This window comes from Aromatoleum sp. (genome assembly GCF_035254505.1).
Lineage (GTDB): Bacteria > Pseudomonadota > Gammaproteobacteria > Burkholderiales > Rhodocyclaceae > Aromatoleum.
Window position 1 is genome coordinate 1 of the sequence record NZ_DATFAO010000025.1, and the last position, 15,044, is coordinate 15,044.

General features: G+C 67.2%; 14 protein-coding genes. 12 read left to right on the forward strand and 2 right to left on the reverse strand.

The window, feature by feature from the left end; all coding sequences use genetic code 11:
* The 5 genes from VJ673_RS04265 to VJ673_RS04285 all read left to right on the forward strand — a co-directional run.
* Nucleotides 1–2,647 (forward strand): transglycosylase domain-containing protein (locus tag VJ673_RS04265; protein ID WP_324124795.1); only part of this gene is annotated, 2,647 nt, incomplete at its 5' end.
* Nucleotides 2,648–2,796: 149 nt separating this feature from the next.
* Nucleotides 2,797–4,878, forward strand: a complete 2,082-nt coding sequence (locus tag VJ673_RS04270; protein WP_324124796.1) for a DUF6600 domain-containing protein — start codon at nucleotides 2,797–2,799, stop codon at nucleotides 4,876–4,878.
* A 104-nt stretch (nucleotides 4,879–4,982) separates the two neighbouring features.
* Nucleotides 4,983–5,453, forward strand: a complete 471-nt coding sequence (locus VJ673_RS04275; protein ID WP_324124797.1) for a PACE efflux transporter — start codon at nucleotides 4,983–4,985, stop codon at nucleotides 5,451–5,453.
* Nucleotides 5,443–6,492 (forward strand): UDP-N-acetylmuramate dehydrogenase, encoded by a 1,050-nt coding sequence (gene murB / locus VJ673_RS04280; RefSeq protein ID WP_414635631.1) that lies wholly within the window; start codon nucleotides 5,443–5,445, stop codon nucleotides 6,490–6,492. The genes VJ673_RS04275 and murB overlap by 11 nt, the downstream gene beginning before the upstream one ends.
* Before the next feature lie 92 nt (nucleotides 6,493–6,584).
* On the forward strand, nucleotides 6,585–7,214 hold the full coding sequence (locus VJ673_RS04285; protein ID WP_324124799.1) for a c-type cytochrome: 630 nt from the start codon (nucleotides 6,585–6,587) through the stop codon (nucleotides 7,212–7,214).
* A 9-nt stretch (nucleotides 7,215–7,223) separates the two neighbouring features.
* Here VJ673_RS04285 and VJ673_RS04290 read toward each other — a convergent pair whose 3' ends face one another.
* Nucleotides 7,224–8,033 (reverse strand): IclR family transcriptional regulator, encoded by an 810-nt coding sequence (locus VJ673_RS04290; RefSeq protein ID WP_324124800.1) that lies wholly within the window; start codon nucleotides 8,031–8,033, stop codon nucleotides 7,224–7,226.
* Nucleotides 8,034–8,177: 144 nt separating this feature from the next.
* Here VJ673_RS04290 and VJ673_RS04295 point away from each other — a divergent pair, with 144 nt between their 5' ends.
* The 7 genes from VJ673_RS04295 to VJ673_RS04325 all read left to right on the forward strand — a co-directional run bounded on the left by VJ673_RS04295 (nucleotide 8,178) and on the right by VJ673_RS04325 (nucleotide 14,685).
* The gene (locus VJ673_RS04295) at nucleotides 8,178–9,140 is read left to right on the forward strand and encodes an MBL fold metallo-hydrolase (RefSeq protein ID WP_324124801.1); all 963 of its coding nucleotides are present in this window, start codon (nucleotides 8,178–8,180) and stop codon (nucleotides 9,138–9,140) included.
* An 87-nt stretch (nucleotides 9,141–9,227) separates the two neighbouring features.
* Nucleotides 9,228–10,895, forward strand: a complete 1,668-nt coding sequence (locus tag VJ673_RS04300; RefSeq protein WP_324124802.1) for an FAD-dependent oxidoreductase — start codon at nucleotides 9,228–9,230, stop codon at nucleotides 10,893–10,895.
* 11 nt (nucleotides 10,896–10,906) lie between these two features.
* Entirely contained in the window at nucleotides 10,907–11,131 is a 225-nt protein-coding gene (locus VJ673_RS04305) for a DUF2783 domain-containing protein (RefSeq protein WP_324124803.1), read from the forward strand.
* Nucleotides 11,132–11,146: 15 nt separating this feature from the next.
* Nucleotides 11,147–11,692 carry a VOC family protein gene (locus VJ673_RS04310; RefSeq protein WP_324124804.1) on the forward strand — a complete coding sequence of 182 codons (546 nt, stop codon included), beginning with the start codon at nucleotides 11,147–11,149 and terminating at the stop codon, nucleotides 11,690–11,692.
* The gene (locus tag VJ673_RS04315) at nucleotides 11,689–12,720 is read left to right on the forward strand and encodes a fumarylacetoacetate hydrolase family protein (RefSeq protein WP_324124805.1); all 1,032 of its coding nucleotides are present in this window, start codon (nucleotides 11,689–11,691) and stop codon (nucleotides 12,718–12,720) included. The genes VJ673_RS04310 and VJ673_RS04315 overlap by 4 nt, the downstream gene beginning before the upstream one ends.
* Before the next feature lie 8 nt (nucleotides 12,721–12,728).
* Nucleotides 12,729–13,373 (forward strand): maleylacetoacetate isomerase, encoded by a 645-nt coding sequence (gene maiA, locus VJ673_RS04320; protein WP_324124806.1) that lies wholly within the window; start codon nucleotides 12,729–12,731, stop codon nucleotides 13,371–13,373.
* Between the two features lie 115 nt (nucleotides 13,374–13,488).
* Nucleotides 13,489–14,685 carry a multidrug effflux MFS transporter gene (locus VJ673_RS04325; RefSeq protein ID WP_324124807.1) on the forward strand — a complete coding sequence of 399 codons (1,197 nt, stop codon included), beginning with the start codon at nucleotides 13,489–13,491 and terminating at the stop codon, nucleotides 14,683–14,685.
* A 23-nt stretch (nucleotides 14,686–14,708) separates the two neighbouring features.
* Here VJ673_RS04325 and VJ673_RS04330 read toward each other — a convergent pair whose 3' ends face one another.
* On the reverse strand, nucleotides 14,709–15,041 hold the full coding sequence (locus VJ673_RS04330) for a DUF1840 domain-containing protein (protein ID WP_324124808.1): 333 nt from the start codon (nucleotides 15,039–15,041) through the stop codon (nucleotides 14,709–14,711).
* Between the last annotated feature and the right edge of the window lie 3 nt (nucleotides 15,042–15,044).

A 15,044-nucleotide genomic window follows, 5' to 3' on the forward strand; every position in this document is an offset into this window, starting at 1 on the left:
GGCGGTCGACTGGGCGCGCTTCGGCCGCGCGGTGTTCGGCCAGGTCGCGAAGGTCGTCGACGAGGACCTCAACTCGCCGGGCGGCAGCACGCTCGCGACGCAGATCGAGAAGTACCGCCACTCGCCGGACGGCGTCACGCACTCGCCGCGCGAGAAAATCCGCCAGATGGTGTCGGCGACCGTGCGCGCGTACCGCGATGGTCCGGAAACTTTCCCGATCCGCCAGCGCCTGGTGCTCGATTACCTGAACACCGTGCCGCTGTCAGCGGCGCCCGTGTATGGCGAGGTCCACGGTCTCGGTGACGGCCTGTGGGTGTGGTTCGGCGCCGATTTCGAGCACGTGAACCAGCTATTGGCCGCACCGGACGCGTCCGGCGAGGCGCTCGCCGACCAGGGCCTCGCGCTGCGCCAGGTGCTCGCGCTGATGATCGCGCACCGCCGCCCCTCGTATTTCCTCGGTCGTGGGCGGGAAGACCTGGTGACGCTCGCCGACGCCCACCTGCGCCTGCTCGCCGAATCGGGCGTGATCACGCCGGCGCTGCGCGACGCGGCCCTGCGCCGCGAACTCAAATTCCGCGACGCCGCCGTCGAGCCGGCGCGTGTGCCGGTCGACGCCGACAAGGGCGCGATCCTGATCCGCACGCGTCTCGCAGGGATGCTCGACGTGTCGCTCTACGATCTCGACCGCCTCGACCTGCGCGCGACCTCGACCCTCGACCGCAATCTGCAGCAGACCGTCACGAAGTACCTGGATCGCCTTGCCGAACCCGACTTCGGCACCAAGGCGGGAATCATCGGCGACAAGCTGCTGACGCCGAACCAGCTCGACAAGGTCTACTACAGCTTCACGCTCTTCGAGCGCACCGAGCGCGGCAACCGCGTGCGCGTGCAGACCGACACGACCGACCAGCCGCTCGACATCAACGAGGGCAGCAAGCTCGAACTGGGCTCGACCGCCAAGCTGCGCGTGCTGTCGACCTACCTCGAGATCGTCGCCGAGCTGCACCAGCGCTTCTCCGACAAGACCGTCGAGGAGCTGCGCGCGACCCCGGTCGACCGCCACGACGTGCTGACCCGCTGGGCGCTGGACTACCTGATTGCCGCGAAGGACCGCAATCTGCCGCCGATGCTCAACGCCGCGCTCGAGCGCCACTACTCGGCGAGCCCCAGCGAATCCTTCTTCACCGGGGGCGGGGTTCACACCTTCAACAACTTCCGCAAGGAAGACAACGGCCGTTCCCCGACCGTCCGCGAGGCGCTGCAGGCGTCGATCAACCTGCCTTTCGTGCGCCTGATGCGCGACATCGTGCGCCACACGATGTACCAGGTGCCCGGCAGCACGGCGAAGCTCCTCGAAGACGACAGCGACCCGCGCCGCGAGGAGTATCTCGCCAAGTTCGCCGACCGCGAAGGCCAGGTCTTCATGCGCCGCTTCTGGCGCAAGTACCAGGGCCAGACGCCGGACGAGATCCGCGACGAATTCATGCAGGGCCTGCGGCCGACCGTCGACCGTCTTGCCGCCGCTTACCGCTACCTCAACCCGGACGCCGACCTGGAAGCCTTCACCGCCTTCATCGAGGCGCGCCTGCCCGAAGCCGACCTCGGCCACGGCCGTGCAGCGGCCCTCTACAAGCGCTACGCGCCGGGCAATTTCGACCTGCCCGACCAGGGCTACATCGCCCGCGTGCACCCGCTCGAGCTGTGGCTCGCCGCGTACCTGTCGCGCAAGCCGGATGCGACCTTCACCGAAGCCGTGCAGGCGAGCAAGGCCGAGCGGCAGGCCGTATACCGCTGGCTCTTCCGCAGCCGCTTCAAGAGCGCGCAGGATTCGCGCATCTACACGATCCTCGAAGTCGAGGCCTTCCTTGACATCCATCGCCGCTGGGTGCGCTTCGGCTACCCGTTCAATACGCTCGTGCCCTCGCTCGCGACCGCGCTCGGCAGTTCCGGTGACCGGCCCGCGGCGCTCGCCGAGCTGATGGGCATCATCGTGAACGACGGCGTGCGCCTGCCGACCTCGCGCATCGAGCGGCTGCACTTCGCTGCCGGGACGCCCTACGAAACGGAGCTCGTGCGCAAGCCCGGCGAAGGCGAGCGCGTGATGCGCTCGGAAGTGGCCAGCGCCCTGAAGGAGGCCTTGTCGGAGGTCGTCGAAGGCGGTACCGCGCGGCGGCTCGCCGGTGCCTTCGTCGGTGCCGACGGCAAGCCGATGCCGGTCGGCGGCAAGACCGGTACGGGTGACAACCGCGTCATCGTCTCCGGCGCCCACGGCGGCGTGCGCGGCGGCTACTCGCTCAACCGCACGGCGACCTTCGTGTTCTACCTCGGGCCGCGCTACTTCGGGACGCTGACCGCTTACGTGATCGGCAAGGACGCGTCGTCCTTCCACTTCACGTCCGGTCTGCCGGTGCAAATCCTGAAGTCGATGGCACCGACGCTGCTGCCGCTCCTCGATCGGCCGCCGGTTCCCGAGACGCCTGCGCAGCCACTGGTCGTGCGTGACGCCCCGCCGGGCGACACGGCCGAGGGCGACGCGCCCGCTCCGGAGAAGAACGGCGACGCGCCGGACAACAGCCGCAATGGAATGGGGAAGATCCATGAGGCGCCCGCTCCCGTGCCGGCACCTGCGGCGCCGGCCGGCCACTAGCTGGCGCCGGCGCTGCATTTGCAAGGATTTGTTCGGATAGTCAGCGTTCCCTGCAGTCCAACGTTGTATATACAGGAACCCGCCGCGCTGGGCTTCGGCCCCGCGGCGGTCTCACACCGCCTGCGCGGTTTGTATGGAGTGACATTGCGATGGTCCGCGACCTGATGCGCATCTTTCAGCGCGTGCTGCTGGTCCCGTTGGTGCTGCTGTTCGCCTCGGCCGGTGCGGCGTGGGCGGAAGACCCCCCGAGCCGGGTCGGCCGCATTTCCGTGATCGACGGCGAACTCGCCGTCAAGCGTGACGGCGGCAAATGGGAAAGCGCCGGCATCAACTGGCCGATCACGACCGACGACTCGCTCGCCACCGAGCGCAACAGCCGCGCCGAGATCCGTATCGGTTCGAGCGTGCTGCGGCTCGACGAAGACACGACGGTGCAGATCCGCCGCCTCGACGACGAGCGCATCCGCGTCCGTCTCGACGACGGCAGCGTCTCGCTGCGCGTGAGAAGCTCCGATCGCGAGGATCAGATCGAAGTCGAGACGCGCGACGGACGGGCGATGACGGCCGACCCCGGCCGCTACCGCATCGATCAGCTCGACCGCAGCACGGTCGTCACCAACTATCGCGGCCACATCGACTTTCGTGCGCCGGACCGCAATATCGGCGTTTCCGACGACCGCCGGATGGAGATTTCCTCCGACGGGCGCACCGACGTGAGCTGGAGTTCGCCCGAGAACGACGATTTCTCGGACTGGGCGCAGGCGCGCGATGAACGTGACGAGCGCATCGGCCGTCCGCGCCACGTGTCGCCGGAGATGACGGGCTACGAGGATCTGTACGAGTACGGTGAGTGGGGCGACTACGGCGACTACGGCACGGTGTGGTATCCGCGCGCGGTGCCAGCCGGTTGGGCCCCCTACCGGTACGGCCACTGGATGTTCGTCCAGCCTTGGGGGTGGACCTGGGTCGACGATCAGCCCTGGGGCTTTGCGCCCTTCCACTACGGCCGCTGGGTGCTGATCCGCAACCGCTGGGCCTGGGCGCCGGGTCGTTATGTGGCCCGTCCCGTGTACGCGCCGGCACTTGTCGCGTGGATCGGCGCGCCGGGTGCCAGCATCACGATCTCGTCGGGCCTGCCCCGCAACGTCAGCTGGTATCCGCTGGCGCCGCGCGAAGTGTTCGTGCCGCGTTACCGCTACTCGCCGACCTACGTGCGGCAGGTGAATATCACGCAGGTCACGAACGTCACCGAGATCACGCGCGTCGTGCAGGCGCCGGATCGTGTCCGCCACGTCTACCGCCAGGAGCAGTTCGCCGTCACGCCCGCGTCGGAGCGCTTCGTGCAAACGCCGCGTGTCGTCAATATCGATCCGGATCGCCGCCGCGAGCAGCGCATGGCCGATTGGGAACGCCGCCGCGCGGAGCGGCATGACGACAGGCGTGACGGGGATCGTCGGCGCGAAGGCCTGCGCGACCAATCCGGTCAGCCTGTTCCGGCCGGCGGACCGCAGATCGCTCCGGCGATCCGCGAACGCACCGAGCGCGAGCAGGCCGACCAACGTCAGCGCGAACGCCTGCAGCAACCGCAGCAGGAGCAGGACGATCGTCAACGCCGGTTCCAGCAGCGCGAACAGACCGACCAGCAGCGCGACCAAGCGCGCCGTGCCGAAGCCGAGCAGCGGCAGCGCGAACGTCAGCAGCAACTGCAGCAGGACCAGGACGAGCGCCAACGCCGCTTCCAGCAGCGCGAACAAGCCGACCAGCAGCGCCAGCAGCAACAGCAGCAGGATCAGGAAGACCGGCGCCGTCAGTTGCAGCAGCAACGCGACCAGACCGAGCAGCAACACGAGCAGGCGCGGCGTGCCGAGTTCGAGCAACGTCAGCGTGAACGCCAGCAACAGCAGCAGGATCAGGAAGATCGACGCCGTCAGCTGCAGCAGCAACACGACCAAGCCGAACAACAACAGCGCGATCAGGTTCGGCAGCAGCGCACGGAGTTCGAACAGCAGCGCCAGCGCGAACGCCAGGCGCAGGATCAGGAGCAGGATCGCCGCCGCGAAGCGGCCCAGCAACGCGAGCAGTTCGACCGCCAGCGCGAGCGGTCAGTCCAGCCGGAGCGCCGCGAGGCGCAGCCGCAGCAACGTCAAGGTCGCGGCGAAGAAGAGAAAGCCCGCGAGCAACAGCGCAAGCGCCAGAACAATCCCAACGACAACAACCACCCGGACAACTGAGTCCCGTAAGCCGAACGACTGCTGCCCGCGATGATGCGGTGCAGCGGTTGCATTTGGCGGGGCGAGGTCCTATCTTAGCCGGTCGCCCCTGCAACTTTATTGCCGTGTCCGCCCATTCCCCCCAACTGCGCTCGTTCCGTGATCGCGCGCGCCAGATCGTCTTGTTCGAGGTCGGCGGCCTGCTGCTGATCACGCCGCCCTTCGCCTGGGCCACCGGTGCGCCGCTCCTCGAATCGAGCGCCCTGATGGCGGTAATGGCGCTACTCGCAGCCGTCTGGAACACCGTGTTCAATACCAGCTTCGACTGGATCGAAGGCCGCCTCACGGGCCGCACCGCCGATCGCCGCCCGGTTCGCCTGCGCGCGCTGCATGCTGTCGGTTTCGAGGGCGGACTGCTGCTGCTGACGCTGCCGGTCATCGTGCTGTGGACCGGGCTCGGCTGGGCCGAGGCGCTGGTCGCCGATCTCGCGCTCGCGGCGGCCTACGTCGTCTACGCGTTCGCCTTCAATCTCGCCTACGATCGGCTTTTCCCGATACAGCCGGCCCGGCGCGACGCGGTGCACTGTGCAGACTAGGGACGATCGAGGCCTGGCGGTGCCGCCGATCCGCCGCGACGTCGACCTGACGCCGTTCAACACCTTCGGCCTGCCCGCGCGTGCGAGCCGCCTTGCAGTCGTGCGGAAGGCGGAAGACGTCCGGGCGCTGCGCGCGGATCCGGAATGGGGGGCAGGACCCAGTCTCGTGCTCGGCGGCGGCAGCAACCTCGTGCTCACGCGCGACGTCCCCGGTCTTGTGCTGAAGGTCGAGGTCGCCGGCCGCAGGCTCGTCGGCGAGGACCGCGACGCCTGGTACGTCGAGGCGGGCGCCGGCGAGAACTGGCACGATTTCGTCCGGTGGACGCTCGAACAGGGCCGGCCCGGCCTCGAAAACCTGTCGCTGATCCCCGGCACGGTCGGCGCCGCGCCCGTGCAGAACATCGGCGCGTACGGGCTCGAGATGGCCGAGCGCTTCCACTCGCTACGCGCGGTCACGCTCGATAGCGGGGAGGTGATCGAGCTGGACCGCGCGGCTTGCCGCTTCGCGTACCGCGACAGCGTCTTCAAGCAGGAATTGGCGGGGCGCGTGCTGATCACCTCCGTGACCTTCTGCCTGCCGCGGCGCTGGCAACCCGTCCTCGGCTACGCCGACGTCACGCGCGAATTGGCCGCAGGCAACATCGCCGACCCGACGCCAGAGCAAGTCTCCGACGCGGTCATCGCCGTGCGCCAGCGAAAACTGCCGGACCCTGCGCGAATCGGCAATGCTGGCAGCTTCTTCAAGAACCCGGTCGTCGATGCCGACACGCGCGCGCGCCTCGCCGCAGCGCACCCGGAACTGCCTTCGTACGCGCAGCCCGACGGTCGTTTCAAGCTCGCCGCCGGCTGGCTGATCGACCGCAGCGGATGGAAAGGGCGCGACCTGGGCCCGGTCGGCGCCTACGAGAATCAGGCGTTGGTGCTGGTCAACCGCGGCGGCGCCCGCGGGATGGACGTCGAGCGCATCGCTCGGGCGATCCAATCCGATGTGCTCGCGCAATTCGGCGTGCATCTGGAGCCCGAACCGGTTTTCGTATAGCGCAATACCCTTACCCGCAGTGATAGAATGCGCGATTCATACGCCGCCCGCGGTAGGAATCGCGCGTCGGCTCGCTTGCGGGGAGTGTAGGAATGGGGTTCAGAGGCCGCCTGGCCGTCATCGCGGTCGTCATGGCCGCGTGCAGCAATGCGCTGGCCGGTGACACCGTCCAGGATCTGATCCACAAGGCCGCGAGCGATTCCCCGACGCATGCCGCGCTGGTCAAGGAAGGACACAGCGCCAGCTTCTTCTGCGCCAACTGCCACGGTGAAAGCGGCGCCAGCCGCTACCCCGAAGTGCCCAACCTCGCCGGCCAGAATCCCGTCTACGTCGCCAACCAGATTTCGGCCTTCGTCAGCGGCAAGCGCCGCAACGAATTCATGCAGGGCCTGATGAAGGTGCTGAGCGATCGCGAGAAGGCTGCGATCGCCGTCTACTTCGCCGACGCCGGCGCGACGCCGGCCGGCAAGGGGGGGGCGGCCGCAGTCCAGGGCGAATCGCATTTCAAGCGCATCTGCGTGCGCTGCCACCAGGCCGACGCACATGGCAACGAAGGCATTCCGCGCCTGGCGGGCCAGCAGCCGGAGTACCTGCGCCTGAGCCTCAAGCGCTACCTCAACAAGACCGGCGAGCGCGTCAGCACGGATATGAGCGCAGCCGCCGCGGAGCTCGGTGAGGCAAACATCGAGGCGGTCGTCCAGTATCTCGCGGGCTTGAAGTAAGGGTCGTCTTCAGGCCCCCGTCCTTCCCAATCTCCCCGAAATCGCCTCCGCACACGCGCGCAGCTTCTTCGCCACCGGACCGTGCCAGTCGGAGTCGAAGCTGCCGGCGGGACCCATCGCGGTGATCGCCAGAGCCAGATGGCCGGCGTGGTCGAAGACCGGCGCGGTGAAGGCGTTGATGCCGGGGATGGGTTTGCCGACGGCGCGGGCGAGGCGTTCGCGGCGCACCTCTTCGAGTTCCGCTTCGAGTTCTTCGCGCGAGATCGTGCCGCGGTTGGTCTGGAGGCGTGCGAATTCGTCCTCGATCAGCGCGGCGGTCATGCGCGCGGGCAGGAAGGCGGCGAAGGTACGGCCAGTGGCGGAGGTGAGCAGGTCCATCACGGTGCCGACGCGCATGTTCACGTGCACTTGCCGATTGCATTCCTCGATGCTGACGATAGTCGGGCCCTGGTTGCCCCACACCGCGATCGCGACGTTCTGCTGGATCTCGTCCGAGAGTTTCGCCGCTTCGGGGGTCGCCACGCGCAACGGGTTCAACTCGTGCAGCGCCGACAAGCCCATCTGCAGCGTGAAGGCGCCGAGGCCGTAGCGCCCGGTGACGGGGTCCTGCTCGATCAGGCCGAGCTTGCCGAAGCTCACGAGATAGGGGTGGGCCTTCGCCGGCGGCATGCCGGCTTCGCGCGCGAGATCCTTGAGGATCATCGGGCCGCCGTGCCGCACCAGCGCCTGCAGCAACGCGCCGCCCACTTCGATCGACTGGATGCCCCGCCGGTCGCCGGATTTCTCCGTCGGGCGCTCCGCACTGTGTTCGTTGTTCAAGGTCTTATCTCCCGTAGGGCGCAAATCTTAACAGCTGTGCGGGCAGCATTCTGAAGTGATTTATCTATAGCAAACCAATTGACGATTAACAAATCGTCCGCTAGCATGATTTTAACCACGCAGGCTATCGTCGAGGAGTTGTCGATGAATACCAAGGTTTTTGCATCGCAGGCCGACCTGGAAGAAAAGCGGATCAGCTTCGAGCAGTTGTCGCCGCACACCTGGGCCTATACCGCCGAGGGCGACCCCAACACCGGCATCGTCGTCGGCGACGACGCGGTGATGATCATCGACGCGACCGCGACGCCGGTGATGGCGCAGGGCGTGATCGCGAAGGTGCGCGAGATCACCGACAAGCCGATCAAGTACGTCGTGCTGACGCACTACCACGCGGTGCGCGTGCTCGGCGCCTCCGGCTACAAGGACGAGGGGCTGCAGCAGATCATCGCGAGCCGCGACACCTACGACCTGATCGTCGAGCGCGGCCAGCAGGACATGGATTCCGAAATCGGGCGCTTCCCGCGGCTCTTCGATGCGGTCGAGAGCGTCCCGGGTCTGACTTGGCCGACGCTGACCTTCACGGGCGAGATGAGCCTGTGGCTCGGCAAGCTCGAGGTCAAGATCATGCAATGCGGGCGCGGCCATACCAAGGGCGACACGGTCGTGTGGCTGCCGCAGGACAATGTGCTGTTCTCGGGCGACCTCGTGGAATATGACGCGGCGTGCTACACAGGCGACGCGTATCTTGCGGATTGGCCGGCGACGCTCGATCGACTCGCGCAGTTCGGTGCCGCGAAGCTCGTGCCGGGGCGCGGCCCGGCGCTGAAGACGCCGGAAGCGGTGGAGCAGGGGCTCGCCTACACCAAGGCTTTCGTGTCGACGCTGTATCGCAGCGCACAGGAGGCGGTCGCGCAGGGCATGGAGCTCAAGGCTGCGATGGCGCATGTGCGCAAGCATATGGATCCGCATTTCGGCCAGGTCTTCATCTACGAGCACTGCCTGCCCTTCGACGTTACGCGCGCCTTCGACGAGGCTTCGGGCATCCGTGATCCGCGGATCTGGACGGCGGAGCGCGACCGGCAGATGTGGCACGCGCTGCAGGAGTAGGGCCGGCACGCTGACCGCGCACAGAATTTGGCGAAACGCCCGCAAGAAGGCGGCGCCACCGACCGACAGGCAAGAGGAGGAGACACCGTGCTCAGCACGTACACGTACCCCAAGTTCGAATACCAGCGCCCGCCGGAGATCGCCGAGCAGCGCGACGGGCACTATCCGGTCGTGATCGTCGGCGCCGGGCCGGTCGGGCTCGCCGCGGCGATCGACCTCGCGATCCAGGGCAAGCCGGTCGTGCTGCTCGACAATGACGACACGGTATCGATCGGTTCGCGCGGAGTCTGCTACGCCAAGCGCGCATTGGAGATCATGGACCGTCTGGGCTGCGCCGAGGAGATGGTGCAGAAGGGCGTGTCATGGAACGTGGGGCGCACCTTCTTCCGCGAGCAGGAGGTGTTCAACTTCAACCTCTGCCCGGAGCCGGACCACCACCGCCCGGGCATGATCAACCTGCAGCAGTACTACCTCGAGGAATACCTCGTGCGCCGCGCGCAGTCGCTGCCCGCGATCGACTTGCGCTGGAAGAACAACGTGATCGCCGTCACCGATCACGATGAGCACGTCAGCCTGCGCGTCGAGACGCCGGACGGCGCCTACGGCATCGACGCCGACTGGCTGATCGTCGCGGACGGCGCCCGCAGCCCGATCCGCCACATGATGGGGCTGGACATCGAAGGCAAGATCTTCATGGACCGCTTCCTGATCGCCGACGTCGTAATGAAGGCGGACTACCCGACCGAGCGCTGGTTCTGGTTCGATCCGCCCTTCCACCCGAACCAGTCGGTGCTGCTGCATCGGCAGGCCGACAACGTCTGGCGCATCGATTTTCAGCTCGGCTGGAACGTCGATCCGGAAGAGGAGAAGCAGCCCGAGAAGGTGATCCCGCGCATCCAGGCGATGCTCGGCGACGAGCGCGAATTCGAGCTCGAATGGGTCAGCGTCTACACCTTCCAGTGCCGCCGCATGCACGAGTTCCGCCATGGGCGCCTGCTTTTCACCGGGGATGCCGCGCATCAGGTCTCGCCCTTCGGCGCGCGCGGCGCGAATTCCGGCATCCAGGACACGGACAACCTCGTCTGGAAGCTCAATCTGGTGCTGGACGGCAAGGCGCCGGGAAGCCTGCTCGACTCCTACTCGGAGGAGCGCGTTTTCGCCGCCGACGAGAACATCATGAACTCGACGCGCTCGACTGACTTCATTACGCCGAAGAGCGTCATCAGCAAGACCTTCCGCAATGCCGTGCTGGGGCTTGCGAAGGACTATCCTTTTGCGCGCGCGCTCGTGAATTCCGGCCGGCTGTCAGTGCCGAGCTTCCTCACGTCGTCGCGGCTCAATACGCCGGACGGCGAGGTCTTCGCCGGCAATATGGTGCCCGGCGCGCCGATGGACGACGCACCGATCGAGACCGCGAGCGGCGAACAGTGGCTGCTGCAGGCAGCGGGCAATCGCTTCCAATTGCTGTACTACATCGCCGACGCGGCTGACCTCGACGCTAAGACGACGGCCGCCTTCGCGGCGCTCGCCGACGCGACTATCTCGGTCGAGGTGCTGGTCGTCGCCGAGCGCGGCAATGCACCCGCCGGGCTGCGGACGCTATATGACACACGCGGGCGCATCCGCGAGCGCTACGACCTGCGCCCGGACTCCTGCTATCTCGTCCGCCCGGACCAGCACGTCACCGCACGCTGGCGCGCCTTCGACGCCGACTCCGTCCGTGCCGCACTCGCGCGCGCCACCTGCAACGCCTGAGGGAAGCTGCCATGAGCCTGAACATCGATCCCAACTTCTTCACCCCCGGGAAGCGCTACTTCCGCGCCTTCTCCCCCGGCGACGATTTCTACGAGGCGCTGATCGACATGCATCGTGATCTGACCGATGAGCAGAGCGCGATGGTGAACGCGCGCCTGATCCTGTTGCTGTCGAATCACATCGGCGACATCGACGTGCTGCGCGAGGCGATGAAGATCGCGCGCGAGGGCGTCTGAACGAGGAGCTTTGCGATGCTGATCCGGAAAATCCACCACGTGGCCTATCGCTGCCACGACGCGCTCGAAACCGCGCGCTGGTACGAGAAGCATCTCGGCATGAAGCTGATCCTGTCGATCGCCGAGGACGCAGTGCCCTCGACCGGCGAGCCCGATCCCTACATGCACATCTTCCTCGATGCCGGCATGGGCAACGTGCTCGCCTTCTTCGAGCTGCCGACACGCCCGGCGATGGGGCGGGACCCGAACACGCCGGCCTGGACGCAGCACCTCGCCATGCAGGTCGACTCGATGGAGGTCCTGCTTGCGACCAAGGCCCGCCTCGAATCCGAAGGCATCGACGTGATCGGGCCGACCGACCATGCGCTCTTCCATTCGATCTACTTCTTCGATCCCAACGGCCACCGGTTGGAACTCGCTGCCAACACCGGCTCGCCGAAGATGCTGGAGGCGCTCGACCGCGTGAAGTGGGACATGCTCGAAGAGTGGGCGCAGACCAAGAAGGCGCCGAAGCACGCCGCCTGGATGCACGACGGCCGCTACAAGGAGATGTTCAAGTGAAGCTCGCAACCCTGAAGCACGGTGGGCGCGACGGCACGCTCGTCGTCGTCAGCCGCGACCTCACGCGCTGCCAGACCGTCGGCGGCATCGCAAAGACCTTGCAGGCGGCGCTCGACGACTGGGACGAAGTGGTGCCCGAATTGGAGTTCGTCTACGACATGCTCAACCACGGCCACGCGCGCCACGCGATCCCGTTCGATCCGGTGCACTGCCACTCGCCGCTGCCGCGCGCCTACCAGTGGGCCGACGGCTCGGCCTACATCAATCACGTCGAGCTCGTGCGCAAGGCCCGCGGCGTGGAACTGCCGACGTCCTTCCACACCGACCCATTGATGTACCAAGGGGGCTCGGACAGCTTCGTCGGCCCGCGCGATGCGATCGTCGCCGCGAGCGAGGACTGGGGCATCGATTTCGAGGCCGAGGTCGCGGTCGTCACCGGCGACGTGCCGATGGGGGCGACGCCGGACGAGTGCGCGCAGGCGATCCGTCTCGTGATGCTCGTGAATGATGTCTCGCTGCGCAACCTGATCCCGAACGAACTCGCGAAAGGCTTCGGCTTCTTCCAGTCGAAACCGGCATCCGCCTTCTCGCCGGTCGCCGTGACGCCCGACGAGCTCGGGGCCGCGTGGCAGGACGGGCGCGTGCACCTGCCGCTGCAGGTGACGCTCAACGGCGAACCCTTCGGACGCCCGAACGCCGGCGTCGACATGACTTTCAACTTCCCGCGCCTCATCGCCCACGTCGCCGTCACGCGCGAACTCGAGGCGGGCTCGATCATCGGCTCGGGCACCGTCTCGAACAAGCAGGGTGGCCTCTTCGGCTCCAGCACCGCGAACGGCGGCGTCGGCTACTGCTGCCTCGCCGAAGTGCGCATGTACGAGACGATCGAGAACGGTCAGCCGCAGACGCCCTTCATGCGCTTCGGCGACCGCGTGCGCATCGAGATGACGAACGAACACGGCGAAGACATCTTCGGCGCGATCGACCAGCAGGTCGTGCCGCTCGCTTGCCGCACCGCTGTCGACTGAGGAAGCGCATGAAGCTCTACACGTATTTCCGCAGCTCCGCCGCCTATCGCGTGCGCATCGCCCTCAATCTGAAGGGCATCCCCTACGAGCCCGTCGCGATCCACCTCCTGAAGGAAGGCGGCCAGCAGCGCAAACCCGAGTACCTCGCGCTGAACCCGGCGGGCCTCGTCCCGGCGCTCGACGACGAGGGCCAGTTGCTGACGCAATCGCTCGCGATCATCGAATACCTCGACGAGACGCATCCCGAGCCGCCGCTGCTGCCCGCCGATGCACTCGGTCGGGCGCGCGTGCGGGCGCTCGCACAGGCGATCGCATGCGACATCCACCCGATCAACAACCTGCGCGTGCTGAGGTACCTGAAGCACGAGTTCGGCGTCGACGATGCGCAGAAGGACGCGTGGTACCGCCACTGGATCGAAGTCGGACTCGCCGCCGTCGAGGCGATGCTCGCGAACGATCCGCGCACCGGCCGCTTCTGCCACGGCGACACCCCGGGCCTCGCCGACTGCTGCCTGGTGCCGCAGGTGTTCAATGCCCGGCGCTTCGACTGCAAGCTCGACGCGATGCCGACCGTGCTGCGCATCGTTGAGGGCTGTGAAGCGCTCGATGCCTTCCGTGCCGCGGCGCCCGCGAATCAGCCGGATGCCGAGTGACGTTGCGCTAATAGATAGACATCAAACAATTTAATTAAAAATAGATGATGCGAAGACGAAGAATGCGGTGATACTAGCCGCACCGTCTATCAGCGTCCGAGCCCCCCGCCCAACGATGACTGCCGCCACGCTCCCGCTCGCCATCCTGATCACGTCGCTGGTCGCCCTCGGGCCCCTGTCGACCGACTTCTACCTGCCCGCGCTGCCCGCGATCGGCGCAGCCCTCGGCGCAGACGTCGCGAGCACCCAGCTCACGCTGTCGGTCTTCCTCTTCGGCTTCGCCGTCGGTCAGCTCGCCTACGGCCCGCTGTCCGACCGCTACGGGCGACGGCCGGTGCTGCTCGTCGGCATCGTGCTGTACGTGTTCGCGTCGGTCGTCTGCACGATGGCGACCTCGATCGAGGCGCTGATCGCCGCGCGCTTCCTGCAGGCGCTCGGCGCCTGTGCCGGACCGGTGCTGGGGCGCGCGATCGTGCGCGACGTCTACGGCCCGCATGACGCCGCCCGCATGCTTTCCTACATCGGCACCGCGATGGCGCTGGCGCCGCTCGCCGGGCCGGTGATCGGCGGCTGGCTCACCGTCTGGTCGGGCTGGCGCGCGACCTTCGTGTTCCTGACCGCGTATTCAGTGATCCTGACGCTCGCCGTGTGGCGCATGCTGGGCGAAACCAATGGCCACCGCGACGCTGCGGCGGCTTCCCCCGGCCAGCTTCTGAAGAACTTTGGCATCCTGCTTGGCGACCGTCGCTATCGCGGCGTGCTGTTGTGCAACGCGCTCGCGTATTCCGGCCTCTTCGCCTTCATCTCCGCTTCGCCCTTCGTCTTCATCAACATGTTCGGCTTTTCGCCTCAGGGCATGGGCCTCGCGTTCGGCGTGATGGTGTCGGGCTACATGAGCGGCTCGACGACCTCCGGGCGGCTGTCGCGCCGCTTCGGCCCTGAACGCCTGCTGCACCGGGGCACGCTGCTCGGCGTCGTCGCGGGCCTGATGATGCTTGGGCTCGCGCTCGCGGGCGTGCACCATCCGCTCGCGGTCATGATCCCGATGTGGTTCTCGGCCGCGGCGATCGGCCTCGTGATGCCCAACGCGGCGGCGATCGGCATGGCCCCCTATCCGCAGATGGCCGGCTCGGCCGCTTCGCTGATGGGCTTCTCGCAGATGGGGCTCGCGGCGCTCGCGGGTATCTTCGTCGGCCACGCGCTCGGCAGCACCGTCGTGCCGATGGCGCTGGTGATCGCGTTCGGCGCCCTGGCGAGCCTCGCGAGCTACTGGATGTGGGTGCGGGGCGCCGCGCAGGCCAAAGTGTCTTGACCCACGGGCCGCGGTGTCGGACCTTAAACGCCCCAAGTCACCGGCACGCCTTCCTTCTGTGACAATTCGAGCATCGTCAGCAGTGGCCACGCGCGCTGGGCGAGGTTGACGGGGGCCGCCATGCCGCGGCGTTCCGGGTCTTCCTCTTCGTCATCGTCCTGGGCCGGACCGGCCTGGCCCGCCTTGTCGGCTTCGATCGCCGCGCGCAGGCGCGCGATTGCGCCGGGCAGCTGTTCGACCGTGATGATGCCTTTGCCGTCCTGCGGATCCTTGCCCAGGATCTCGACGAGTTTTTTCGCGACGTCGCCGAACATGATGACGTCGGCGTCGGCGGCAGATTTGAAGGTGAGTAGCATGGT